Source organism: Blastomonas fulva (genome assembly GCF_003431825.1).
Classification (GTDB): Bacteria; Pseudomonadota; Alphaproteobacteria; order Sphingomonadales; family Sphingomonadaceae; genus Blastomonas; species Blastomonas fulva.
This window is the reverse complement of the sequence record NZ_CP020083.1, coordinates 3,782,264-3,807,382: the sequence shown is the minus strand read 5'-3', so window position 1 is coordinate 3,807,382 and position 25,119 is coordinate 3,782,264. Positions and strand designations below refer to the sequence as shown.

The following is a 25,119-nucleotide window of genomic DNA, read 5'->3' as shown; positions in this document are numbered from 1 at the left end:
AATGATGCTAAATGTTTGAGCGTCGCGCGGCTGTTATGAGAGCATCGGCAATGGCGGCGCGGAGCGGTTTTGCGCGAAACTGGTCATCATAGGGGGTTGGTCGCTTGGGCAGGCCGTCGCTGCGCGGGGTCAGCCCATTGAGCCAGTTATACTGATCGGTAATGCCCCACAGCACGATGTCGCCCAACTGCGGATAGCTCAGCATGCAGTCCAGATACGCTCGGGCATAGTCGGCCACCTGCGCGTCGCGCTCGGCCGTCGGGGCGGGCAGCTTCTTGTCGCTGACATCCAGCTCGGTGATGTGCAGCTTGTAACCCATCGCGGTGACGGCATCGAGAAAACGCCGCCACGCCCGTTCGTCGCGCGCAGCGAAGGGGGCGCTCTTGGCACCACCGGGGTCACCGATATGGCCCTGGATTCCCATCGCGTCCACCGGCACGCCGCGCTTGCGAAACCCTTCGAGCAGTTCGAGTACGGCGGGCACATGGCGCGGGCTGCCAGGCTCCCAGGACATGAAATCATTATACACCAACTCGGCCTCGGGCGCGGCCGCGCGTGCGGCGCGGAAGGCCAGGTCTACGGCCTCTTGCGGGCTGAGATGCTGCGTCAGCGGGGTTGTGCGGTAATCCCCGGTTTCCGGGTCGATCGCCTCGTTGACCACGTCATAGCTCAGGATGCGGCGGCCATAATGGCTGCAGACCGTGGTCACATGCTCCTCGATCAGCCGTGCGGCCTCGCTGGCGGGCTTCGATCCGTAATCATGCTTGGCGACCCATTCGGGGGTGTATTGCGGGTGGTGCCACAACAGGGTGTGCCCGCGAAACGCCATGCCGTTGGCTTCCGCAAAGGCCAGTAACCGGTCGGCGGGAGCAAAATCGAACGATCCTGCGCCACCACGGCGCAACACGCTCCACTTGAGTTCGTTTTCGGGGGTCATGACGCCGCATTCCGCTGCCATGATCGCGCGATAGGCCGGATCGTCGAAAGAGCGGGTGAGCGGCCCGCCATGGCCGCCGCCGATCGCAGAGCCGAAACGCCGACCCGAAAGCCCTGCCAGCACGTCGAGCGACGGCCCGATGGCAGGTTCGGCCCAGGCGGTGCGCGGCAGCAGCGCCGCTGCCCCCACTCCGGCCAGCAGCGTACGGCGTGTGCAATCGACCATCACTTCTTCTCCTTGCGGGATGAAATGCGTACCCAGTCCACATCGATCGATCCGGCCGGGCTTGGGGCATGGGTGAAGGTAAACAGCCCGGGCCGCGACCCGCGCCACCATGAGAAAGGCGCCAGTTGCAGCGCCTTGCCAAAGGGAAAGAAGAGCCGTCCGTCCGCGCTCCAGCTGTAATGCGCCCGCTGGTCGGGACCGACCTCGACGCGGAACAGCGCGGTGGCGGGGAGCGGCTCGCCCAGCGTTTCAACGCCTTCGCTGGCAAAGGCGAGCCTGGTGACGCCGCCTTCGCGCACCGCGCCGATCCAGGTCGGGCGGACGCCGAACATGGTCAGCCCGGCGCGTTGTCCATCGGCCATCCGTCGCAGGTCGATCCGCGTGGTGGCGACCATCTGCGGGCCGGTGAGCATCTGGGTCAGCGTGTTGCGCGCGTGAGTGAGATAGCGCGCGTGGCCCGCCGACAGCCGCAGCCAGCCCGGCCGGTCTGCCAGCGACCACCGGCGGTCGTCCGGATTATGGTTCCACTGCCATTGCAGCCCCAGCCTGCGGCCGCTGAACTCGTCGGATGCCTGCAGCGCAAAGCGCGGCGATGATGCGGGCACATCTGGCGCGGCGGCGCTCGCTACGGGGCGATTGGACGCATCGCCCATCATCGGCCAGCCGTCTTCCCAGCGCACCGGCTCCAGCCAGGTGATGCGCCCGAACGCGCCGGTCGAGTTGAAATGGACGAACCAGCCCTGGCCCGAGGGTGTTTCCACGTAGCCGCCCTGGTGCGGGCCTTTGACCTCGGCGGTGGGCAGCAGCACATCGCGCCACTCATATGGACCGGTGATGCGGCGGGATCGGCCGACGGCCTGCGGGCCGGTGCTCACCCCGCCAATCGGCGCGAAGATATAGTAATATCCGTCGCGCTTGTAGAGCTTGGGGCCCTCCAGCACGGGCAGCCGCTGCCTGTCCTCGGCCACCACGATGCCTTGGTCGAGCACGCGCGTGCCGTCCGCGGACATGCGGTGGAGGATCAACGGGCCTGCCCCGACACGTCCGTGGATCAGCCATGCGCTGCCGTCATCGTCCCAGAAAGGGCAGGGGTCTTCCAGACCGGGTCCTGCGATGACCTGGATTGGGGCGCTCCACGGACCGCGCGGATCAGTCGCGGTCATCATGAAGATGCCCTCGTCCGGGGTGGCGACATAGACGAAGAATTTTCCGGCATGGTGGCGGATCGACGGAGCCCAGGTTCCGCTGGCATAGCGGGTGCCGCCGATCGGCTTGGAAATCGCATCGGTCAGCGTGTGAGGCCCGGGCATGTCATAGGCGGGATCGAACGGTAGCCGGGGCAGGACATGGCCGATGATCCGCCATGTCACCAGATCGGCCGATTCGAGCACCGGGATGCCCGGCGACAGGTGGAAGCTCGACGAGACCATGTAATAGCGGTCGCCTACGCGGATCACATCGGGGTCCGAATAGTCGGCCCAGATGATCGGGTTCGCATACTGCCGGTTGGCCGGGGGCGTGGCTGTGGCCGATGTCGCCCCGCCCAGAGCCAGCGCCAGCGTCAGCGAGTATACGAGGCTGGACCGCATGTTCCTCACGCCCCCAGCATGTTGCCATAGCCGATGACGATCGTCGCCATCACCAGCAGCGCGACACCCGACCAGACCATCGCCTTGATGCGGCCCGGCGCGTCGCGCCATTCGCGCAGGGCAAAGCCCCACACGGTCCCGAAGATGATGATCGAGGCCATATGCAACGTCCAGGACGAGAAGCCCAGCCGGCCCATCTGGCTTTCCCCCATCGTGTAGAAGAAGAACTGGAAATACCACGTCGTCCCTGCCAGCGCGCACAGCCCGAAATTCGCGAGCAGCGGAATGGCGGGTTGCACTGCAGCGGAAGGATTTGCTGCGGCTGGTGCAGGCGCGTCCGTCGCGGCATCTGCAGAGCGTCCCACCCATTGCCCGGCGCTGCGATTGCGCAGGATCAGAAAGGCGCACCACAGGCCGTTGGTGACCAGGCCCCCCGCCATGATCAGGCACAGCACGGGCAGGCCGGTCCACAACGGGCCGGTGCCATGCGCGGCCGAAACCGCCTTGACCGGTTCGCCTGCCGCCAGCCCGAAGGCGAAGCACGAGGACATGACGCCGCTGAAGATCGCCACGCCGATTCCCTTGCGGAAGTTGAACTCCGCCACCGCATCAGCCTTTTGCGCATCGGTCAGGCTGGCGTCCTTGCGCGCGCCGGCGATGGCGACGACGATGATCCCGCCTAGCGTGATGGCGAGCCCGGCCAGAATGATGTTGCCGCTCAGGCTGTCGAGCAGCTTGGACTGAAAGTCTCCCTGGAACAGCGGCGGAATCAATGTCCCGAACACCGTGCACAGCCCCAGCACCACCGCCATTCCCAGCGACAGGCCCAGATAGCGCATGGTCAGCCCATAGGTCAGCCCGCCAAAGCCCCACAACATGCCGAACACCACCGGCCAGATGATCGCGGCAGGGGGCGCCTCCCCGAAGACCATCAGCAGATCGTTGGTCTGCAGCGATGCGAACAGCCAGGGCGCGATCGCCCAGGAAAACAGCCCTCCGGTCAGCCAGTAGATTTCCCACGACCAGCCGCGCACCGCGCGATAGGGCACATAGAAGCTCGCCGAGGCAAAGCCGCCCAGCCAGTGATAAAGCACGCCGATCAGCGGATTGGGGGTCATGATGTCAGATCCAGTCCCAGGCGATAGAAACGGTTGGCATTGCCGGCAAACAGTGCGCGGATCTGCGCGTCAGGCAGATCCTGTACCGCCTCCAGATAGCTGTCGAGAATGGCATCGAACCCGCCGAACAGCCGATCGGTGGGAAAGTCGCTGGCAATCATGCAGCGCTCTGGCCCGAACAGGTCGATCGTCCGGCGCAATCGGTCGCGGACCTTGGACGGATCGAGCGGCCGGAAAACAAAGCCGAAGCCAGACAGCTTGACCGCAACCTGGGGCAGGGCGGCGAGCGGTTGCATGCCGTCGCGCCAGTCCGCCTCGCCATCGACCCCCATGCCAGCGTGATTGATGCACACCGGGATATCCGGATGCTGCTGCAGCAAACGAGCGAGCCCCGGCATCTGGCCGGGATAGCATTGCAGATCGAACGACAGGCCGTGCGCGGCAAGCCGGGCAAAGCCGTTTTGCCAGGCAGCATCGCTGGTCACGTCGCGCGCGGTATAGGTGCGATCTGCATCGCGGTGCCAGTTGACGATATGGCGGATGCCGCGGACGTTGGCGTGCGCAACATGGGCTGCGAGCAGATCGTCGACATCGCTCTGGGCCAGATCGGCATAGGCGATGATCGCATTGGGCATGCCGTGCGTGTCGGCGGTGGCCTGCAGCCATTCGGTTTCGGCCAGCGCGTCGCGTGGATCGGCTCCGGCATCGACATGGACCACGCCGCGCACATCCCAGCCACCTGCTTCCACCAGATAGTCGGCAAGCGTGTAGTCCTGGGCGATGGCCGCAACCGAGCCGTTGGGCCCCCTGTCATCGAACGGCGGGGTCAGCCAGGGATAGCGCAAGCGTAAGAGCTGCCAGAAATGCACATGGGCATCGACAAATGGCGGGCGGTCCAATCTCGCTCCTCTCGTCCTCAATGGCCGCCCCGTCTGCGGGGTCGGTGTGCGCGTGTCAGAAGGTTGTGCGGCCTCCCGAGGTGTCGAAGGTCGACGCCGTGGTAAAGGTGCATTCTTCCGATGCCATGAAGCAGACCATCGCCGCCGATTCCTCGACCCTGCCCAGCCGCCCCATCGGAATGCGCGACAGCATATAGTCGATCTGGCTCTGGGGCAGCTGCTCCAGGATCGGGCTTTCGAAGGTGGCGGGGGTAAGCGCGTTGGCGACGATGCCCTTGCCGGCGAGTTCCTTGCCCACGCTCTTGGTAAAGCCGATCACCGCTGCCTTGGTAGCCGAATAGGCGCTGGCATTGGGGTTGCCCTCCTTGCCGGCGACCGACGAGATGTTGACGATCCGGCCATAGCCGTTGGCCAGCATCAGCGGGATGACCGACCGGTTGGAATGGAAGACGCCGTGAAGGTTGACATCGACAACCTGCCGCCAGCTATCCACCGGATATTGGTGCGCAGGCGCCGTGGCGCCGGTGATGCCAGCCGAGCAGACCAGGATATCGATGTGCGCCATCGCGGCGACCGAGGCCTCGACCGCCGCCTCGACCGCGGCCAGATCACCGACATCCACCTGGCTGACACTGGCCGCGCCGATCGCGGCCGCCGCTTCGGCCAAGGCATCGGCGTTACTGTCCCACAGTGAAACCTGGCCACCTTCCGCGACGATGCGCTCTGCCACCGCAAAGCCCAGGCCCGAGGCACCACCAGTAATGACCGCGCAACGGCCTGCGAAACGTCCGGAAAACACGCTCACGCCAGCGCTGCCAGGTCGAAGGCCACGACCCGCTGGCGCTGTTCGCCCAGGCCTGTGATGCCCAGCCGCATGTCGTCGCCGGGCTGCAGGAATATCTGGTCAGGCTTCTGGCCCTCGCCGACGCCAGGCGGCGTGCCGGTGATCAGCAGATCGCCAGGGTGCAGGGTGATGAAGCGGCTGACATAGGCGATGCATTCGGCGACGGGGAAAATCATCGTCCCCGTGTTCCCGGTCTGCATCCGCTGGCCGTTGACGTCGAGAAACATGTCGAGTGCCTGGCAATCAGCGATCTCGTCGGGGGTGACCAGCCACGGGCCGACCGGGCCGAAGGTGTCGCAGCCCTTGCCCTTGTCCCACTGGCTGCCGAGTTCCTTCTGAAAGGCGCGCTCGGAGACGTCGTTGACCAGCACAAAGCCTGCAACATGCGACAGGGCTTCGGCCTCGGGCACGTAGCGGCAGGTCTTGCCGATCACCACGCCCAGCTCGACCTCCCAGTCGGTCTTGCTCGAGCCATCGGGGATCATGACATCGTCATTGGGGCCGTTGAGGCACGAAATCGCCTTGGTGAAGAAGATCGGCTCGGGCGGCGGCTCGAGCCCGGCTTCACGCGCGTGATCGGCATAGTTGAGGCCGATGGCGAGGAACTTGCCGATCCCGGCGACGGGGACGCCATAGCGCGGCGTGCCCTCCACCAGCGGCAAGGTGTCGGGGTCGAGCGCTGCAAGCGTGGAGATCGCGTCGACCGTGAGGTCGTCGATAACCCCGGACAGGTTTCGCAAACGACCCGCGGCATCGACCAATCCGGGTTTTTCAGAGCCCTTGGGCCCATAGCGGCATAGTTTCATGTTCAACTCGTCAATTGGAGTAGGGGCGGTGAAGGGGGACATCGGGGTTGAGCTCAACCCCGAACCCCGGCTTGTCCAGAGCGCTCACCTTGATGCGCCCGTTGTGCGGCACCGGCTCGCCCAGCAATTGTGGGGCGAACATCGGCACGACCTCCGTCGGGCCAGGGTGCATCATCAGGAATTCCGCGAAGGGCGAATTGTGGCGGGTCACGACAAAGTGATAGCTGTAGACGCTCGATCCATGCGGGACGACGAGCTTGCCGCGCGCATCGGCCAGCGCGGAAATCTTGATGAGCTCGGTGATGCCGCCGCACCAGCCCACATCGGGCTGGATGATGTCGCAGCAGTCCATCTCCAGCAGCATGCGAAAGCCCCAGCGCGTGGCTTCATGCTCGCCGCAGGTCACCAGCATGCCCTTGGGCACATTGCGCTTGAGTTCGGCGTAGCCCCAGTAATCGTCCGGGCTGATTGCCTCCTCGATCCACTTGAGGCCATGGGCGTGGCAGGCATGCGCCAGCCGGGTGGCATAATCGACATCAAGCGCCATCCAGCAGTCGTACATCAGCCAGAAATCGTCGCCGCACCTGGCGCGCATGTCGGCCAGCAGCGCGACATTCTTCTTGAGCCCCTCGTCACCCTCCGCCGGGCCGTGGTGCAGCGGCAGCTTGCCGCCGATAAAGCCGAGATCGCGCGCGATGTCAGGGCGGGCGCCGGTCGCGTAGAATTGCAGCTCGTCGCGAACCGCGCCGCCGAGCAGGTGATAGACCGGTTCCTGCCGCAGCTTGCCCAGCAAATCCCACAACGCCAGATCGACCGCCGAGATCGCGTTCACGACCAGCCCCTTGCGCCCGTAATATTGGGTCGAGAAATACATCTGGTCCCAGATGCGTTCAAAGTCTGCAGGGTTCTGACCGATCAGGAAGCGCGACAGGTGGCGCTCGACGATGAACGCCGCAGGTTCGCCCCCGGTGGTGACCGCAAAGCCAACTGTTCCGTCGCTCGCTTCCAGCTCCACCACCAGCGTGCCCAGCACATTGATGCCGAAGCTCTGGCGCGACGCGCGATATTCGGGGTACCGTGCCATGGGCGTTGCGATATGATCGTCGATCCAGTGGCCAGCGCCCTGGTCGTGATAGTCCGCGCCGCCACCGCGCGCGGTAAACGCACGAACAGCAACGATTTTTGGAAAGGGAATCACGACAGACCGACACCGGCCACGGCGGGCACACAAGCGCCATCATCAACGCGGTCTAACGGAGCCCTCATAATACCCTCTTTCATATTGTGAGATTGAATGCTAATTTATGGGAGTAATGACGTCAATGGCTGAGGATCAGAAAAATGGCACCGGCGGCAGCCAGACCCTATTGCGGGGGCTCGACGTGATCGAGGCATGCGCCGATGGTCCGATCCAGCTGGCAGCGCTGGCGGACAAGCTGGGGCTGACCCGGTCCACCACGCACAGGCTCGCGAACGCCTTGATCGACCGGCGATATCTCGCATCGGTGCCTCGGCGCGGCTACACTCTGGGCCCCGAACTGCTCAAGCTGGGCTTTTTGGCGCAGCGCCAGACCGATGTGGTGCAGACGGCGCGGCCGCATCTCGAAGAACTGGCCAAGCTGTCAGGCGATACGGTGCACCTGGGCGTGCTCGATCACGACCGTGCGCTTTACCTCGACAAGATCGCCGGACAGCGGCGGATCGATATCCGCAGCCGTATCGGCGACCGCCACCCGCTGACGTCTACCGGTCTGGGCAAGGCGCTGCTGATCGATGACAAGCCACCGCGGTGGCTGGCGCTGTTCGAGCAGGACCAGGCGGCGGGCGCCTTTCCGATCGAGCGCGATCTGTGGCTCGAACGGATGAAGACCTACGCCGCAAGCGGCCATGCCTTCGATCTGGAAGAGAATGAGGATGCCATCCGCTGTGTCGCTGCCCCCGTGCGCGATTCGAGCGGACGGATCGTCGCCGCGATCAGCGTGTCGAGCGCGGCGCAATATATGGACGACGAGCGCATCCAGGCTTTGGTGGTCGATGTCCGCCAGACGGCGGAAGCCATCGCCCGGGATCTGGGGTGGAGCGATAGATGAACCTGCTGGCCGGGCAGACAGTTTTGGTGACAGGGGGTGCCAGTGGTATCGGCCGTGCGATCGCGCTCGGCGCAGCGCGGGCAGGGGCCGACGTGGCGGTGTTCGACAAGGACCCGGCGCAGGCGCTGGTCGCGCAGATCGAGGCGCTCGGTCGCAAGGCCCTGACGGTCACCGGCGATGTCGCCGAACCCGGCGAGGCGGAACGATTCGTGCGTGAGGCGGTCATCGCCCTGGGGCGGGTCGATGTGTTCGTCAGCAATGCCGGCATCTGCCCGTTTCACAGCTTTCTGGATATGCCTGCCGAAGTCTTCGAGCGCACTGCGCGCGTCAATCTGCATGGCGCGTTCCATATGGTCCAGGCCGCTGCCAATGCGATGGTCGCAGGCGGGCGGGGCGGCTCGATCATTGCGGTCTCCTCGATCTCGGCGCTGGTCGGCGGCGAGTTCCAGACCCATTACACCCCGACCAAGGCGGGGGTGCATTCGCTGATGCAGTCCGCCGCGATCGCTTTGGGGCGGCATGGCATTCGCTGCAATTCGGTGCTGCCCGGCACGATCCTCACCGACATCAACAAGGATGACCTTGCCGACGAAGGCAAGCGGGCACGGATGGCGGCGCGTGTTCCGCTGGGCCGACTGGGAGAGCCCGACGATCTGGTGGGCCCGACGCTTTTCCTCGCATCGGATATGGCACGCTATGTCACCGGTGCGGCGCTGCTGGTGGACGGTGGCGCTTTCGTAAACCTGCAATGACTGCCGCGGCATCCACGCTGGATTATCGCGCACTGGCCCGTGCACGGCTTCCGCATTTCCTGTTCGAATATATCGATGGCGGCTCTTATGCCGAGGTCACGCTGCAACGAAATGTAACCGATCTGGCGGAGGTTGCCCTGCGCCAGCGGGTGATGACCGATGTGTCGGCGATCGATCTTTCGACCGAGCTGTTCGGCCAGCGTCTGGCCATGCCGGTGGCACTCGCGCCCGTGGGGCTCGCGGGGATGAACGCCCGGCGCGGCGAGGTGCAGGCCGCGCGCGCCGCGCAGGCGGCGGGCGTGCCGTTCTGCCTTTCCACCGTGTCGGTCTGTCCGCTGGCAGAGGTCGCCGCAGCCGCCGCGCCGTTCTGGTTCCAGCTGTACATGATCCGCGACCGCGCGTTCATGATCGACCTGATCGATCAAGCCAGGGCGGCCGGCTGTTCGGCGCTGGTCTTCACGGTCGACATGCCGGTACCCGGATCACGCTATCGCGATCTGCGTTCGGGCCTTGCGGGAGCCGCAGGGATAGCAGGGTCGCTCCGGCGGGCCTGGCAGGCTGCTCGGCGGCCGGGCTGGGCCTGGGACGTCGGGCTGCAAGGGCGTCCGCACCATCTGGGCAATGTCGCCCCGGTGCTTGGCAGCAACAGCGGGCTCGAGGATTTTCTCGGCTGGATGCGCAACAATTTCGACCCCACGGTGACATGGCGCGATCTCGAATTTGTGCGCTCGCGATGGGACGGCCCGTTGATCGTCAAGGGGATTCTCGATCCCGACGATGCCCGGCTTGCAGCCGATCATGGCGCCGATGGCATCATCGTGTCCAACCATGGCGGCCGGCAGCTTGATGGGGTCCTGTCGAGCGCCAAGGCGTTGCCGCCGATCGCCGATGCGGTGGGCGGTCGCGTGACGGTGCTGGCAGACAGCGGGGTACGATCCGGACTGGACGTGGTGCGCATGCTGGCACTGGGAGCAGATGGCGTGCTGCTGGGGCGGGCCTGGGCTTATGCGCTCGCGGCAGCAGGAGAACAGGGTGTGAGACATATGCTGGGGCTGATCGAAGTGGAAATGCGCGTGGCAATGGCGTTGACCGGGTGCACGAACATTCCGGCGATCACGCGGGACATTCTGGCGTGATCGCCCGCCTGCTGCTGGCGGCATGCCTGGTGCTGGGATCTGCAAGCGCCGAAGCGAAGATTGACCGCAAGGCCCTGATTTCGCGCCATGATGTCCATCTCACCAGCGTCGACCCGCATGCGCCGGTGATGATCGGCAATGGCGAACTGGGCTTTACTGCCGACATCACCGGGCTGCAGACGTTTCCGGAGGCCTACGCGCCGCAATCGCCGCTGCTGACCATGGCGCAATGGGCCTGGCACAGCTTCGCCAATCCGCGCGGATGGACCGCCGCCGATGGCGATGCGCAGGTGCCGGTGCAGGGCAGGGGGACGCTGTCTTATGCCTGGTTTCGTGATTTCTCGATGCTCAAGGACCGTCCCGCGCTGGTCTGGCTGCGGGAAAATCCGCACCGCTTTTCGCTGGCGCGGATCAGCCTGAAGCTTACCCGGCGCGATGGTTCGGCTGCCGTGCTCAGCGATCTGACCGCCACCCGCCAGCGGCTTGACCTGTGGCGTGGAGTCCTGATCAGCCGGTTCGTGTTCGATGGCGCGCCAGTGACGGTCGAAACCCGCGTAGCGGCGGCATCCGATGTCGTGCTCGTCTCCGTGCGCTCGCCGTTGGTGGCGACGGGGCGGGTGGCGGTCAGCGTTACCTATCCGGGAGTGAAGGCACCGCTCAATCCCGACCCGTCCGACTGGGAATCGCCGGAAGGCCATGCAACGCAAATCGTCCGGGCGACGGCGCAGGCGGTGCAGGTGCGGCGGACGATCGACAGCACCGACTATGACAGCAACCTGTCTGCGCCGGGGGGGCGGATCTCCGCCGATGGTGTGCATCGATTCACGATCCTCGGCTCGGGGCAGCGTCTGGTCGCGACCGTCGGGTTCGGAAAGGCTGCATCAGCGCTGCAACCCTTCGATGGTATGACCAAGGCTGCGGACAAGGCCTGGATCGATTACTGGCGCACCGGGGGTGTCATCGACTTTTCGGGCAGCACCGATCCGCGCGCGCATGAACTGGAACGCCGGGTGGTGCTGTCGCAATATCTGGCGCGCATCAACCAGGCGGGCAGCGTTCCGCCGCAGGAAGAGGGTCTGTTCTCCAATAGTTGGAACGGCAAGTTCCATCTGGAAATGGCGATCTGGCACGCCGGACATTTTGCAACATGGGGGCGCGCACAATTGCTCGACCGCATGCTGGCATGGCATCTGGAGCATCTGCCGCAGGCACGGGCGCTGGCGACCAGCCGGGGTGTGAAGGGGGCGTGGTGGCCCAAGATGACAGGGCCGGAAGGGCGTGAAAGCCCCAGCCCGATCAACCCCTTCATCATGTGGCAGCAACCGCATCCCATCTTCCTCGCAGAGCTACGCCGCCGCGCGACCTCCGATCGCGAAGCGACCGCGCTCTATGGAGTGTTGGTCGAGGATACGGCCGACCTGCTGGCCAGCTGGCCCTTGCCCGATGGGACGTCGCGGGTCGCACTGGGGCCGCCGATCGTGCCGGTGCAGGAGAACCACGATCCGCTGACCACACGAGATCCGACGTTCGAGCTCGAATACTGGCGCTGGGCGCTGACGATCGCCCAGCAATGGCGGGAACGGCGCGGATTGCCCCGCAAGGCGGAATGGGACCGCGAGATAGCAGCGTTGCCGGCACCGGCCCAGGCTGATGGCTTGTATCTGCCCGTTCCTGGCGAACCACGATTCTGGCAGGATACCGCAGGCCGCTGCCGCAAAGACGCAACCCCGGCCGGATGCCTCAACCGCGACCATCCTTCATTCCTGATGGCTTTTGGCCTGATCCCCGGGCAAGCCATCGACCCTGCGGTGATGCGCGCCACGCTCAAGGCGGTCGAAAGCCATTGGGATCTGCGCCAGACCTGGGGTTGGGATTTCCCGATGATCGCCATGACGGCAGCGCGGCTCGGGGATCCCGAAGCGGCGGTCGACTGGCTGTTTGCCGATCAGTTGAACAACCGTTGGGGAGTCACCGGCATGACACCGCGAGTCGAGGTGGAGCCTCATGCCACGGGCGGACCGGATGGTATCGGTACCAAAAGGGTCGCTGATACCTACTTCCCGTCAAATGGTTCGCTTCTGCTGGCTGTCGGCATGATGGCAGCCGGCTGGGACGGCGCACCACGCAAACCGCCCGGTTTTCCGCGCAAAGGCTGGCAGGTGCGGGTCGAGAATATCACACCTCTGCCCTGAAAATTCGCTTCCTGAGGCGAGATGTTGACGCTACCAATTTTATCTGTTAGGACATCATCCCATCATATGGGATTTGTTGGCGCTGGTTCGCGTAGCATTCAATGGCGAGGTCCTTAAGGCCCGCTTTTCAGGGAGAGTATGATGAAGGTATCGAGCAATCCGTTGCGCATTTCGCTGCTGGCCAGTGTCGCGTTTGCCGGAGTCTGCGTCGCCAACCCGGCCGCGGCTCAGACGCAGTCAGCGCCAGGTGGCACGACGACAGCCGTGCCGGCCGCAGAAGCCCAGGCCGACGAAGAGATCATCGTCACCGGCTCGCGCATCGCGCGCAGCGGCTTCGACACCTCCACCCCCGTCAGCGTGGTGGACGATACCGAAATCACCCTGTCCGGCACCGTGAACGTCGAACGTCTGCTGGGCCAGTCGCCTCAGTTCATCGCATCGCCCACCGGCGGTTCGACCGTTTCGGGTCAGGGCGCAGGCATCGCCGACCTCAACCTGCGCGGCTTCGGTGCCACCCGCAACCTGGTACTGGTCAATGGGCGTCGCTTTGCGATTTCGGGCCCGGACCAGACCACCGACATCAACACCATTCCCAGCGCGCTGATCAAGCGGGTTGAAATCGTCACCGGCGGCTCATCGGCGGTCTATGGCTCCGATGCGATCACCGGCGTGGTCAATTTCGTGATGAACGACGAGTTCGAAGGTGTGGTTGCGCGGGCGCAGTTTGGCGGCAACACGACCACCAGCGCACATACGCAGGACTACACCATCACCGCCGGCGGCAATTTCGCCGATGGCCGGGGCAATACGGTGGTATCGCTCAACTATCTCAAGCGCGACCCCATCACCCGCGCGGAACGCGGCGGCTTTACCTCGGTCGCGCTGGCGGATGGTTGTGTCGTGCCCGGCAGCGATTCCGGCGTCACCCGGGTAGGCACACCCTTTGCGGTTCCGGCGGGGCAGACTTGCCGCTCGGCAGGGGGGCAACCCGGCTTCATCTTCGGTGGATCGGGCGACATCCCCAATGGTCGCGTATCCGGTATCGCCACTTACGGTTCGGCAAGCCCGGGCCTGCGCGCAGCCTATGACGCGGCAGGACTGACCAATATCGGCGGTTTCGGCTTCACCTTCAACGATCAGGGCACAGCTGCGCGCAACGCCGTCGATCCGGCTGACCGTTACAATCTGGCGCCGGACAACTATCTGGTGATCCCGCAAAAGCGCTACATGATCAACTCGTTCACCACGTACGAGTTCACACCCAACGTCACCGGCTATCTCGAAATGCACTATTCGCAGAACGAGGTCCGCGCCCAGCTGGCGCCGTCGAACGTGGGCGTTTCGACGCTGCTCAACGTGAACAATCCTTTCCTGTCGGCAGGCGTTCAGGGTGTCCTGCGCCAGCTGGATGCTGAACAGACCAATCCGATCACCGTCGCCTCCGGACCGGTCAGCCGCACGACCACGGTCAATGACGGCCTGGCGGTGGTTACGCTGGGACGGCGCTATGGCGAGGTGGGCCCTCGCCAGGCCATCCAGCGGCGCGACGTGTTCCGTGCTGTCGGTGGTTTTCGCGGCGATCTGGGCACCGTGGTCGAGGGTGGTTTGCGCGACCTCACCTATGACGTCTACTATAGCTATGCGAAGACGAACTTTTCCGAGGAGCTGAACCGGGCGCTCTCGCGCAGCGCGCTGCAGGCTTCGCTGCTTTCGGTCAACGGTGCGGCCCCGGTCTGCAACGTGTTCGGCCTGAACATCAGCGATGCGTGTATCCGCGCCATATCAGTTTCGGCCACCAACACCACCGAGGCCACCCAGCAGGTGGCAGCAGCCAGCATTTCGGGCAAGTCGTTCACGCTTCCCGGTGGCGATATCGGATTCAACCTGGGCTTGGAATGGCGCAAGAACGAAGCCGCGTTCCGGCCCGACCAGTTCCTGGCAAGCGGCGATGTGGTGGGCTTCAACGCGGGCCGGGCCACGGCCGGTGGCATCACCGCCAAGGAAGTGTTCGGTGAAATCCGCCTGCCGATCCTTGCCGACACGCCGTTCTTCCAGGCTCTGACCGTCAACGGCGCCTTCCGCTATTCCGATTACAGCCTTGGCGGTGTCGGCGGCGTGTGGACCTATCTTGGCGGGGCCGAGTGGAGCCCGGTCGACGACATCACCTTCCGCGGCCAGTATCAGCGGGCCATCCGCGCACCGAATGTCAACGAGCTGTTCGGGGGCATCAGCCGCAGCAACGTCGTTGCGACCGATCCGTGCTCGAGCCGCCAGCCGGCTGCGCAGCAGTCGGCGGCGGTGCGCGCGATCTGCGTTGCCACCGGCGTGCCTGCGGCCGCGGTGTTCACCGCCGGCGTGCAGCCCAACGCGTTCTTCCCTGTCGATCAGGGCGGAAACCCCAATGTCGGCGAGGAGCGGTCGGATACCTATACGTTCGGCGCGGTGTTCACACCGAGCTTCCTGCCCGAGCTGCGCGTCAGCGTCGATTACTTCAAGATCACCCTGGACGGGGCGATTGCGGCGCTGGGTGGCGGCCTGAACAACACGCTCAACCTGTGCTACAACGTGCTGCAGGATGCGGGCAGCGAGTTCTGCCAGGCGGTCAGCCGCGACCGCAACACCGGGGCAATCACCGACAATTTCCCGGTCCGCGTTCTCGCCGCGAACACGGGTCAGCTGAAGACCTCGGGTATCGATTTCGTCGTGCGCTATACCCAGCCGCTCAACTTCGGGCTGTTCGGCCTTGCCGAGACCAGCACGCTGTCGTTCGGAATGGACTTCACCTATCTGGATGAATTCACCGCAACGCCGGTGGCTGCATTCCCCAACATCAAGAACCGCTGTGCCGGCGCGTTCGGCCAGACCTGCGGCGAGCCGCTGCCGCGCTGGCGCGGGACATCGCGCATCACCTGGGACATGGGCCCGATCAGCATCAGCGCACGGCATCGCTATATCGGCAAGGTGACCGACGATCGCCACGTGGTGCCGACCCGCGCAGGGAGCGCCACCGCTCCGGCGCTGGCGGACCTGTCGCACCCGGTGCTGGGTGACGAGCACTATTTCGATCTGTCTTTCACCGCCGAGGTGATGGACAGGGTGGAACTGTTCGGCGGCGTGAACAACGTGTTCTCCAACGCACCGCCGGTGGTGGGCAGCGCCCAGGTTCGGGCGAATACCTATCCGGCGACCTATGACTCGCTGGGGGCGGAATTCTTCATCGGCGCCCAGCTCAAATTCTGAGATCCTTCCTACTGGCGGGGCCGTGTCATGCGGCCCCGCCTTTTTTGGATCCACGGCAATGCAAGGAACAGCGTTGATGCAGTTTGACCGGCGGCAGATGATTTCCGGGGCAGGGGCCTTGGCGCTGGCAGCGCCGCTTTCGGGTTTGCCGGCAACGGTCGGGGCGCAGCCCCAGCGTGCTGCCTTGCGGCCGGCGCCGATGGGAGCGGTCGATGTCCGAAAGTTCGGCGCTAGGGGCGATGGCAAGGCTATCGATTCCGCTGCGATCAACCGGGCTATCGATGCGCTGGCAGCGAGCGGCGGCGGTACCCTGATCTTCCCGCCCGGCACCTATGCCTGTTACACGATCAGGCTCAAGAGCCGTGTTTCGCTTCATCTCACCAATGGGGCAACCATTCTTGCCGCGGCTGCGCCCACCGACGGACGCGGCGGCTATGACCTGGCAGAAGAGCAGGACCCGCGCGCGGTCGGGTTCCAGGACGCCGGCCACAGCCATTGGCGCAACAGCCTGATCTGGGGCGAGGGCCTGCACGACATCGCGATCACGGGCGATGGGCTGATCTGGGGTAAGGGGCTGGGCCGTGGTGACGGCAAGGACGACTGGCTGAAGGACCCCAGCGGCCCGGGCACAGCGAACAAGGCGATCGCGCTCAAGAACTGCCGGAATGTCCTGTTGCGCGATTTCCGCATGCTGGAGGGAGGCTGGTTCGCGCTGCTGGCCACCGGGGTCGACAATCTGACGATCGACAACCTGCTGATCGACACCAACCGCGATGGGATGGACATCGATTGCTGCAAGAATGTGCGGGTGACCAACTGCACCGTCAACTCGCCGTATGACGATGCCATCTGCCCCAAGTCCAGCTTTGCGCTCGGCTATGCCCGGGTCACGGAAAACCTCACCATCTCGGGCTGCTTCGTCACCGGCAATTACCAGATCGGATCGGTCCTCGACGGCACATGGCGCAAGATGCCCGCCGATTTCGCCCCGCTGATCCACGGCCGGATCAAGTTCGGTACTGAATCCAATGGCGGTTTTCGCAACATCGCGATCACCAATTGCGTCTTCGAGGACAGCCGCGGGATCGCGCTGGAAACCGTCGATGGCGGCGTGCTGGAAGATGTCGCGATCAGCAACATCACCATGCGCGGGATCGTCCATGGCGCATTCTTCCTGCGGCTGGGCAAACGGATGCGCGGGCCCGCCGGGGTACCGATCGGCACGCTCAAGCGCGTGCGGATATCCAACCTTGTCTCTTCGGGCGGCAGCCAGCTGCCTGCGGTGATCGCCGGATTGGCAGAACGACCGATCGAGGATGTGTCGATCAGCGATGTGCTGCTCCACCAGATTGGCGGTGCCGATGCGGCCATGGCTGCCCTGCAGCCGCCGGAGAATGCGCTTGGCTACCCGGAAGCCACGATGTTCGGCGACCTGCCGGCTACCGGTTTGTTTGCACGGGCCGTGCGCGGTCTGTCGCTCGACAATGTCGAAGTACAGGTGGATCGGCCAGACCTGCGCCCGGCGCTGTGGCTGCAGGATGTCGACGGCGTTGATCTGTCGCGGTTGCGCCTGCCCGAAGGCAAGGCGTTCGCGCTCGACCGGGTGCGCGGTCTGCGCAGCAGCGCCGTGCGCGGGCACGCCGATCTGCGCATCGACTGACCGCTTAAGGGATAGCCAGCTCGAACGGACCGGCGGGCAGTCCCGCACCATCGAACAGGTTGATGGTCGGTGCATCGGCCCAGGCATAGCGCACGCGTGTCGCGGCGGCGCCATCCTGCGGAAGGGTTACTTGATTGCCCGCAATGATGCCCGGCACAAAGCGGCAGGTGGCCTGATCCGCGCCGCACAACTCGAAGCCGATCGCCTGTGTGCTGCCGCGCGCCACCAGTGAGCCGGTTACCCCCTCGAAGGTCACGACTACCGCGTTTTCGCTGCGTGTGACGGAACGTACCGACGGCCCCGAAGCGGAGTCCGGGCCGCCATAGGCAATCGCGCGCATCGTGCGGGCAAGTCGCCGCCCCAGTTCGCGCTTTTCGCCCGGGTGGACGTCGAACGGATCGCCGATGTCGAGGGTCAGCGTTAGCCCGACCCTGGGATCGTTCGCGGCGACCTTGCGCTGGTCGTTGCGGACATCGGCCCAGCCGCTGGCGCCGGGCGCTGCCGCCGGCGCGCCGAAGCCCGCCAGGCTGACGATCGCAAACGGTAGATCCGGCGTATCGAACTGCGCGCGCCATGCCGCGATCATCGCGCTCAGCCGGCCAGCATAGCCTGGCAGGGAAGTATCGGATTCGCCCTGATACCAGGCGACACCCTTGAGTGCGGGGCTGCCCAGCGGTGCGATCATTGCAGCGTAGAGATTGCCGGCCCCTGCGGTATCGTCCCAGGGCGGGCGTGGCATGCCGGGCGCGCGGCGCCGGTCGGGCGAATAGGACCAGCCCTCGCCGAGCGGCAGGCGCTGGCCATCGCGAAAGGTCACCGCGATGCTATCGGCAGGCCCGGCCATCCCGCCCTTGCCCCACAGATCGTTGACGTTGACGGTGACGACATTGCGGCCCGGCTTCAGCGATCCCTTGGGCAGTGCATAGCGTCGCGGAGTGGAGATGCTGCCGCCGCCACCCACCGGACGACCGTTGATCCAGACCACGTCCTGATCGTCGAGAAGGCCCAGATCGAGTGACGCGCCCTGCGCAACCTGGGCCGCAGTGAGCATCAGCTCGCGGCGCAGCCACATGAAACCGTTATATTCGACCAGTTCCGCGTCGCCCCAGTCCTCCCAATATCCGATCTTTGGAACCGGTCGCCAGTCGCGATCGGCATCGGGCATCCACGGCGCATCCTTGTGCGCCGCGCGCCACCAGCTTTCCCACCGTGTGCCGAAGCCGCGCTGGGCGCTGGTGGGGTCCTTCGCACTGAGCTGGCGCAGTTGCACCTCGGCCGCTGCCCCGGTCTGGCCGAGCGCTGCATCGGACATCCAGCTGCTGATCCGGGTTCCGCCCCAGCTGCTGTGGATCGCGCCCAGCGGAACATCGACCGTCCGGCGCAGGTCCTTGAGCATGTAGAAGCACGCCGCCGAAAATGCCCCCGCCGTCTGGGGGCCGGCCACATCCCACCGGGGTGCCTTTTCGAACGTGACGCGCGGGTCGAGTGCGGTCTGGCGCGGTACGGTCATCATCCGGATGGCAGTATCGCCGGAGTTGGCGATCTGGGCGCGGCTGTCCTGCGATTCTGCGATCGTCATTTCCATGTTGGACTGGCCCGAGCACAGGAACACATCGCCGATCAGCACGTCTTCGGCGATGCTGGTACCGCTGCGCGCAGCCACCGTGATGCGATAGGGGCCGCCCGCCGCCATCGCCGGCAGCACGATGCGGAAACGGCCATCGCGGCCTGCCACCGCCGTGCCGACATGCGCGCCGATCTCGACCGTCACGGTCTCGCCGGGGTCGGCAGTGCCGCTCACCGGTATCGGCCTGTCGCGCTGGATCACCGCGTGGGATGCGAAGGCGGGGTCGAGCTCTGCCGCGAGAGCCGGGCTGATGCTGCCGAGGATGCAGGCACTCGCAAGCATCGCGTTGATCGAGGGTCTGAAGGGCGCTGTCAGCATGTCAGTGGTTGTGCCTTGGTGTTTTGTGGGATGTTCCGCGATATTTGATGGCCATTTCCAGCACGCCGCCATCTGCGAGCTGGCTGGTCTTCTCTCGGTACAGCTCTTCCCATGGGGTGTTGCTGGGCGGGATCGGCGGGGAGGGGATGTGCTGCTTGCGCCGGGCGATCTCGGCTTCGTCGACCAGTGCGTCGCAGCGCCCGGTGTTGAGATCGACGCGGATCATATCGCCGGTCTGCAGCCACGACAGCCCGCCGCCTGCCGCACTCTCGGGCGAGGCGTTGAGGATCGAGGGGCTGTCGGACGTGCCCGATTGCCGACCGTCGCCGAGAGTCGGTAGGCTCATGATACCCTGCTGGATCAGGCCGTCGGGCGGCTGCATGTTGACGACTTCGGCCGACCCCGGCCAGCCGAGCACGCCCGCGCCGCGGATCACCAGCACGCAATCGGCATCGATGCCCAGCGCGGGATCGTTGATGCGGTGGTGATAGTCGTCCGACCCGTCGAACACGATCGCCCGACCTTCGAAGATGTTCTCCGCACCGGGGCGCGAGAGATAGCGGTTGCGGAAGTCCTCGCCGATGACGCTGGTCTTCATGATCGCAAAATCGAACAGGTTGCCGCGCAGCACCAGAAAGCCTGCGCGCTCCATCAGCGGGGTGTCAAAGGCGCGGATCACCTCGCGGTTGCGGCTTTGTCGGCCCGTCAGGTTGTCGGCCAGGCTCTGGCCGGTAATCGTCAGCGCATCGCCATCGATCACGCCCGCCGCCAGCAGTTCGCACAGGACAGCAGGCACGCCGCCTGCGCGGTGGAAATGCTCGCCGAGGAAGCGGCCTGCGGGCTGCATGTCGACCAGCAGCGGCAGCTCATAAGCCTGCATCCAGTCCTGCGCGGTAACCTCGATGCCGGCATGGCGCGCCATCGCGACGATATGCGGCTGCGCGTTGGACGAACCGCCGATCGCGGTGACCGCAGCGATGGCGTTGCGGAACGCGGCCTCGGTGAGAATCTGCGAGGGGCGCAGGTCTTCATAGGCGATCTCGACCGCACGCCTGCCGGTCTCGTACGCCATCTGCCCGCGCTCGCGATAGGGCGCGGGGATCGCTGCGCAGCCGGGCAGCGAAAGGCCCAGCACCTCGGCCACCGCGTTCATCGTCGAAGCGGTGCCCATGGTGTTGCAATGCCCGGCAGACGGCGCGCTGTCGGTGGCGCGCGCCAGGAACTCGGCCTCGTCGATCTCGCCTGCGGCCAGCTTGCGGCGGCTGCGCCAGATCACCGTGCCCGATCCGACCAGCTCGCCCTCGTGCCAGCCGTCGAGCATCGGTCCGCCCGACAGCACGATCGCGGGAATATCGACGGTAGAGGCGGCCATCACCTGCGCAGGCGTGGTCTTGTCGCAGCCCGTGGTCAGCACCACCGCATCGATGGGATAGCCGTTGAGGATCTCGACCAGCCCCAGATAGGCCAGGTTGCGGTCGAGCGCGGCGGTGGGGCGGCGGCAGTTCTCGAAGATCGGGTGCAGCGGGAACTCCATCGGAATGCCGCCCGCATCGCGGATGCCCTCGCGCACCCGCCGCGCCAGATCGAGATGGATGCGGTTGCACGGCGAGAGGTCGGAGCCAGACTGCGCGATGCCGATGATCGGCCTGCCGGACATCAGCTCGGCAGGGGTCAGGCCATAGTTCATGAACCGCTCGAGATAGAGCGCGGCCATGTCGCTCCTGCCCGGCGCAGCGAACCATTCACGCGACCGGAACGGTCGTTTTGGCTGTCTGTCCATGCCTTCAAACTCTCCAGTGACGTGTCGGTTATCCCGGTCGCACCGCGCCGACATCGCTTCATGATTGCGCTACCATGCACCGCGCGAGGGGCGTTGCACAAGCCCTATAGCGTCACGCCGCGCTTCCAGATCGCGATCGTGCGCTGGCCCTGCTTCTCGGCAGCGGTCCGCGCGCCGCTGGCGATGGCAAGCAGCGTGGCGAGGAACTGGCGCCTCAGTTTATTCCTATCGTACCCTCCCAGCTTAGGCAGTCGCGTCTGGTTTAGCCCCGATATCGCTTAACGACCTGAGCCCAGGAAAGCTGTCGGATCGATGGATCGCGCACACCCTTTTTCGGTCACTTGATTATGCGGTCGATGTGCGCTTGCAAACGGGGACTGACGACCAGGATTATTGGAATGACAATAACATACGCCGTCACCCATGCCTGTAACCAAGACCCAAGAAACCTCTCCGAAAAGCCGAGGTTTATAGCGATGAGCGAGAAAGAGATGATCCCTGTTGTGAGCATCCCCATCACGAGCGCAAATGCGACTTTCTGCTTCATTTTCGTGTTCATGCGCCAGTGCTCCTCACATTTTGGCAGACCGGCATCGATCACCGCCTGCGCGAACGCATCTGGCGCCTCCTGCGGAAGATTGTGACCTGTGCCGCCGCTGATTGTTCGATGTTGGAACGGACCGGATAATTTCTTCGCATGGGTCGTCCCAAGAGCAGGGTGGGTTCACGCGGAGACGGGAACCGGGCGATAACGCGCGGCCGGTTCAGTCAGCGACAGGTTCGGAACCATGGCGATCCGAGCCGCCTCGAACGCGTGCCAGGCTTCGGTATCGGGAAGGGCGGGAATGGTGACCGTCTCGCCAAGCGCCAGGCCGGCCAGAGCCGCATCAACCATGGCATCTGCCGACATCACGATCTCAGCCGGAATGCCTGACAGAGGCACACCCGAAGTGTCCCAGAACTCGGTCGCAGTGGCACCCGGCAAGACAACCTGGATGCGCACACCCTTGTCGGCGAGTTCGGCCTGAAGCGAAGCGGTGAGCGCAAGGACAAACGCCTTGGTCGCTCCATAGACGCCGTTGAGCAGAAATTCCGGGGCGATTGCGACGGTCGAGGCGATGTTGATAATCGTACCTTGGCCTGCGGCAGCAAAGCGCTGTGCGATTGCATAAGTCAGCCGGGCAAGAGCGATGGCGTTGATATCGATCATCGTCTCCATCTGATCGACATCGGCCTGCCAGGTCGGCACGGGTGCACCGATGCCTGCATTGTTGACCAGCATCGTGATGCGACGATCGTTGATCAGGCGCGCTTCGATCAGACGCAGATCGCCGGGGTTGGAGAGATCGGCCGGCAGCGTGTCGACGTTGCGGCCGGTCGCTTCGCGTATGGCTCCGGCGACCTGATCGAGCTTGGCTGCGGTACGTGCGACCAGAATCAGATCATGGCCCTGGCGCGCCAGCCGGTCTGCATAGATTGCGCCGATTCCGGCCGAAGCGCCGGTGATGAGGGCAGTGCCCTTTACTTCGTTCATCGCTCTTCCTTTCAGAGAAGGTTTGGATGCCGACCGACCGGGAAGATCGGGGCGACCAGAACGATTTAGAAGGGTGGGAGATTGTCGGTAGAATGGGAAAATGAGAGTGAGCCTCTCATTCTTGGCCCAGTGTTCAGACGCAATCGTCCAGCCCGGAGCACGCTGCGCGCAGGCGTGGCGCGGCCCAATCGATAAATGCGCGCACTTTGAGCGGCAACAGCCCCTGACGTGGGTAGACGATGTGGATCGGGCGTGGCTCGCCATCGGCATCAGGAAGGACGCGCACGAGCGCACCGGACTTCAGGTGCTCCGACACCTGGTAATCGAACAATCGGGCGATGCCGACACCCCCGAGAACTGCCGCGAGATTGCCAGCAGCGCTATTCACCGAAACCTTGGCCCGCGGCATGCAGATGAGATCCTCGTTGTCCAGGCGGTAGCTCCAGAACATCCCAAGCGGTCCGAACATGATGCCGTCATGTTCGGGAAGGTCGCGTGGGCTGGCCAGTGGCTTACAGCGTTCCAGATAGCCAGGGGCAGCGCAAGTGATCAGACGAAACTGCCCAGCTTTCACAGCAAACAGAGCGCTGTCAGGCAAAGAACCAAGCCGAATTGCCACATCGACATGTTCATCCACCAACTGGACCAGCCGGTCCGAGGTCACGAGCCTTAAGGTGACGTCAGGATGGGCTTCGATAAAGGCCAATGCGATGGGGATAACGAACTTTGCACCAAACTCGATCGGCATTGTGATCGACAGTTCGCCGCGCGGCGTCTGATATTCCCCGGATGCGCGGCGTTCGGTCTCCTCAAGGTCCGCAATGATCCGCCGTGCAGACTCGACATAATCACGCCCTGCATCGGTAAGCTGGATTTTACGGCTCGTTCGCACCAGCAGATTTGTACCCAGATGACGCTCAAGTTCTGCGACCTTGCGACTGACGCTGGCCAAAGGCGAACTCAGGACCCTGCTTCCTGCGGACAGGCTGCCTGCATCAACGACTGCGAGAATGACCCGCATGGCATCCAGCCGATCCATTTTTTCGCCTCCTGCACAACCACCAGCAATTTAGCCGATAAGACGGGCCCAATATAGCCGTAAGCCACTGGAGGCCGCACGCGTGGCACCGGGCTGCACTAAAGGCCAAGATCGCTCAGACACCGGGATGGCCATCGGAACGGCGGCCGGCGCAGTTTCTCCAACGGCTGGCTGGCGAGTCCACCAGCGTCACCCTGGCAGCGTCACCCTGGCAGCGTCACCCTGGCAACGTCACCCTGGGAACGTCACGCAAGGCGTGATGCCCGTGACCATCGTCGAAGTCTTGTTCAGCCAGATTGATTGCAGAACGTGTCGCTGAACAATGGCCTTGGCTGGCCGTGCGCAGTCAGCGGTTAACCCAAAATGGTCATAAGCCGTGGTCGCCCACAAATCGATGGGCAGTTGGTCGACCTGCCCGGCCCGACAACAAGCATGCCTTAACGCCGCGCGGCCCTCGCCTTGAGAACGGAGACCATGTCTTCGTTGCGGATGCGCCGCCATCTTGCATCGACGAAGCTGTGAACACCGAACATGAACAGTCCGATCGCGACCAGCGAATAGAGCTCCGGATGATCGGTGAGCGAGTAGAGCGCGTCGCCGAGGCCCTTGACCTCGCCCGCAGCGCCGAACCATCCCGCGCTGAGCAGCGACACCCCGATTGTCGCGAACACCACCGCGCGTGCGACCAGTCCCGCCCGGCCCACCGGCACCACCCAGCGCGGTGCACCGGCGGCCATGTCTTCCATGAATTCGGTCGTCCACGCCTTGATCAGCTGGTGCGCGGCAGCAGCAAGGAAGGCCACGCCCAACGCGCCGAGGATGGTCTGACCCAGGGGGATGTCCAGCATCATGCCCGCAGCGCGCTGTTCGGTTTCGCCGTCGCCGCCGGAAGGTTGACCCGCCGCCAGCCGGATCGCGGCATAGGCCAGGAAGAAATGCGCGAACCCGCTTGCGGCATAGCCGATGCGGACCGCTATGCCCTTGGCGTCGTCGCCCTTGCCCTCGCTGTCCAGCGCTGCACTATAGACCCTGTAGGCACCGTAAAGCGCCAGCCCGAGCGCCAGCAGGCCGAGCAGCCATTTGCCCGCAGGCATATCTTGCACCGACCGGAAGACCCCTTGCGGACTGGCGTCGGATGCGCCTGCACCGGTGAGTGCGAGATAGGCCAGCAGGCAATACACCACGCCTCTGGCAAACCACCCGGCACGCGCGAAGGTCTCGAGTTGTCTCATCTTGTCGATCATGTTGGTTCCTGCTCGTCGCTGGCAGCCTTACGCCTGCGCAACCGCGCAGTTCCTGCATTGTGCCCGGTACCCGATACTTGCGGTGGGGC

At 64.7% G+C, this 25,119-nt stretch carries 19 protein-coding genes; 6 read left to right on the top strand and 13 right to left on the bottom strand.

The window, feature by feature from the left end; genetic code table 11:
* Window positions 1–7: 7 nt before the first annotated feature.
* The 7 genes from B5J99_RS17935 to rhmD all read right to left on the bottom strand — a co-directional run bounded on the left by B5J99_RS17935 (window position 8) and on the right by rhmD (window position 7,613).
* Complete coding sequence (locus tag B5J99_RS17935; RefSeq protein WP_117353190.1) at window positions 8–1,162, bottom strand: endo-1,4-beta-xylanase; 1,155 nt, start codon at window positions 1,160–1,162, stop codon at window positions 8–10.
* Entirely contained in the window at window positions 1,162–2,751 is a 1,590-nt protein-coding gene (locus tag B5J99_RS17930; RefSeq protein WP_117353189.1) for a glycoside hydrolase family 43 protein, read from the bottom strand. Before B5J99_RS17930 ends, B5J99_RS17935 begins: the two co-directional genes overlap by 1 nt.
* A 5-nt stretch (window positions 2,752–2,756) precedes the next feature.
* Entirely contained in the window at window positions 2,757–3,869 is a 1,113-nt protein-coding gene (rhaT, locus tag B5J99_RS17925) for an L-rhamnose/proton symporter RhaT (protein ID WP_117353188.1), read from the bottom strand.
* Entirely contained in the window at window positions 3,866–4,714 is an 849-nt protein-coding gene (locus B5J99_RS17920; protein WP_245991688.1) for an amidohydrolase family protein, read from the bottom strand. The genes rhaT and B5J99_RS17920 overlap by 4 nt, the downstream gene beginning before the upstream one ends.
* A 109-nt stretch (window positions 4,715–4,823) precedes the next feature.
* The gene (locus B5J99_RS17915; protein WP_117353186.1) at window positions 4,824–5,573 is read right to left on the bottom strand and encodes an SDR family oxidoreductase; all 750 of its coding nucleotides are present in this window, start codon (window positions 5,571–5,573) and stop codon (window positions 4,824–4,826) included.
* Complete coding sequence (locus B5J99_RS17910) at window positions 5,570–6,418, bottom strand: 2,4-didehydro-3-deoxy-L-rhamnonate hydrolase (protein ID WP_117353185.1); 849 nt, start codon at window positions 6,416–6,418, stop codon at window positions 5,570–5,572. Before B5J99_RS17910 ends, B5J99_RS17915 begins: the two co-directional genes overlap by 4 nt.
* Window positions 6,419–6,428: 10 nt before the next feature.
* The gene (gene rhmD / locus B5J99_RS17905) at window positions 6,429–7,613 is read right to left on the bottom strand and encodes an L-rhamnonate dehydratase (protein ID WP_117353604.1); all 1,185 of its coding nucleotides are present in this window, start codon (window positions 7,611–7,613) and stop codon (window positions 6,429–6,431) included.
* Window positions 7,614–7,731: 118 nt separating this feature from the next.
* Between rhmD and B5J99_RS17900 the strand changes: the two genes are divergently transcribed.
* From B5J99_RS17900 to B5J99_RS17875, 6 genes are all read left to right on the top strand, one after another.
* The gene (locus B5J99_RS17900) at window positions 7,732–8,508 is read left to right on the top strand and encodes an IclR family transcriptional regulator (RefSeq protein WP_117353184.1); all 777 of its coding nucleotides are present in this window, start codon (window positions 7,732–7,734) and stop codon (window positions 8,506–8,508) included.
* Window positions 8,505–9,260, top strand: a complete 756-nt coding sequence (lra1, locus tag B5J99_RS17895) for an L-rhamnose 1-dehydrogenase Lra1 (protein WP_117353183.1) — start codon at window positions 8,505–8,507, stop codon at window positions 9,258–9,260. The genes B5J99_RS17900 and lra1 overlap by 4 nt, the downstream gene beginning before the upstream one ends.
* Window positions 9,257–10,396 (top strand): FMN-dependent L-lactate dehydrogenase LldD, encoded by a 1,140-nt coding sequence (gene lldD / locus B5J99_RS17890; protein WP_117353182.1) that lies wholly within the window; start codon window positions 9,257–9,259, stop codon window positions 10,394–10,396. Before lra1 ends, lldD begins: the two co-directional genes overlap by 4 nt.
* The gene (locus tag B5J99_RS17885) at window positions 10,393–12,588 is read left to right on the top strand and encodes a hypothetical protein (RefSeq protein ID WP_117353181.1); all 2,196 of its coding nucleotides are present in this window, start codon (window positions 10,393–10,395) and stop codon (window positions 12,586–12,588) included. Before lldD ends, B5J99_RS17885 begins: the two co-directional genes overlap by 4 nt.
* A gap of 141 nt (window positions 12,589–12,729) precedes the next feature.
* Window positions 12,730–15,828 (top strand): TonB-dependent receptor domain-containing protein, encoded by a 3,099-nt coding sequence (locus tag B5J99_RS17880; RefSeq protein ID WP_245991687.1) that lies wholly within the window; start codon window positions 12,730–12,732, stop codon window positions 15,826–15,828.
* A gap of 76 nt (window positions 15,829–15,904) precedes the next feature.
* Window positions 15,905–17,488: a rhamnogalacturonidase gene (locus tag B5J99_RS17875; RefSeq protein ID WP_117353179.1), complete on the top strand. Its 1,584-nt coding sequence runs from the start codon at window positions 15,905–15,907 to the stop codon at window positions 17,486–17,488.
* Between the two features lie 4 nt (window positions 17,489–17,492).
* Here B5J99_RS17875 and B5J99_RS17870 read toward each other — a convergent pair whose 3' ends face one another.
* The 6 genes from B5J99_RS17870 to B5J99_RS17835 all read right to left on the bottom strand — a co-directional run bounded on the left by B5J99_RS17870 (window position 17,493) and on the right by B5J99_RS17835 (window position 25,030).
* Window positions 17,493–19,433 (bottom strand): sialate O-acetylesterase, encoded by a 1,941-nt coding sequence (locus tag B5J99_RS17870; RefSeq protein ID WP_245991686.1) that lies wholly within the window; start codon window positions 19,431–19,433, stop codon window positions 17,493–17,495.
* A gap of 1 nt (window position 19,434) precedes the next feature.
* Window positions 19,435–21,213: an IlvD/Edd family dehydratase gene (locus tag B5J99_RS17865; RefSeq protein ID WP_117353178.1), complete on the bottom strand. Its 1,779-nt coding sequence runs from the start codon at window positions 21,211–21,213 to the stop codon at window positions 19,435–19,437.
* A gap of 337 nt (window positions 21,214–21,550) precedes the next feature.
* Window positions 21,551–21,772 (bottom strand): DUF2798 domain-containing protein, encoded by a 222-nt coding sequence (locus B5J99_RS17855; RefSeq protein ID WP_117353602.1) that lies wholly within the window; start codon window positions 21,770–21,772, stop codon window positions 21,551–21,553.
* A 165-nt stretch (window positions 21,773–21,937) separates the two neighbouring features.
* Window positions 21,938–22,747, bottom strand: coding sequence for an SDR family NAD(P)-dependent oxidoreductase (locus B5J99_RS17845; RefSeq protein ID WP_054135228.1), 810 nt, complete (start codon window positions 22,745–22,747; stop codon window positions 21,938–21,940).
* Window positions 22,748–22,880: 133 nt separating this feature from the next.
* Window positions 22,881–23,786, bottom strand: coding sequence for a LysR substrate-binding domain-containing protein (locus B5J99_RS17840; RefSeq protein ID WP_117353177.1), 906 nt, complete (start codon window positions 23,784–23,786; stop codon window positions 22,881–22,883).
* Window positions 23,787–24,223: 437 nt separating this feature from the next.
* Window positions 24,224–25,030, bottom strand: coding sequence for a DUF1206 domain-containing protein (locus B5J99_RS17835; protein WP_117353176.1), 807 nt, complete (start codon window positions 25,028–25,030; stop codon window positions 24,224–24,226).
* Window positions 25,031–25,119: the final 89 nt, after the last annotated feature.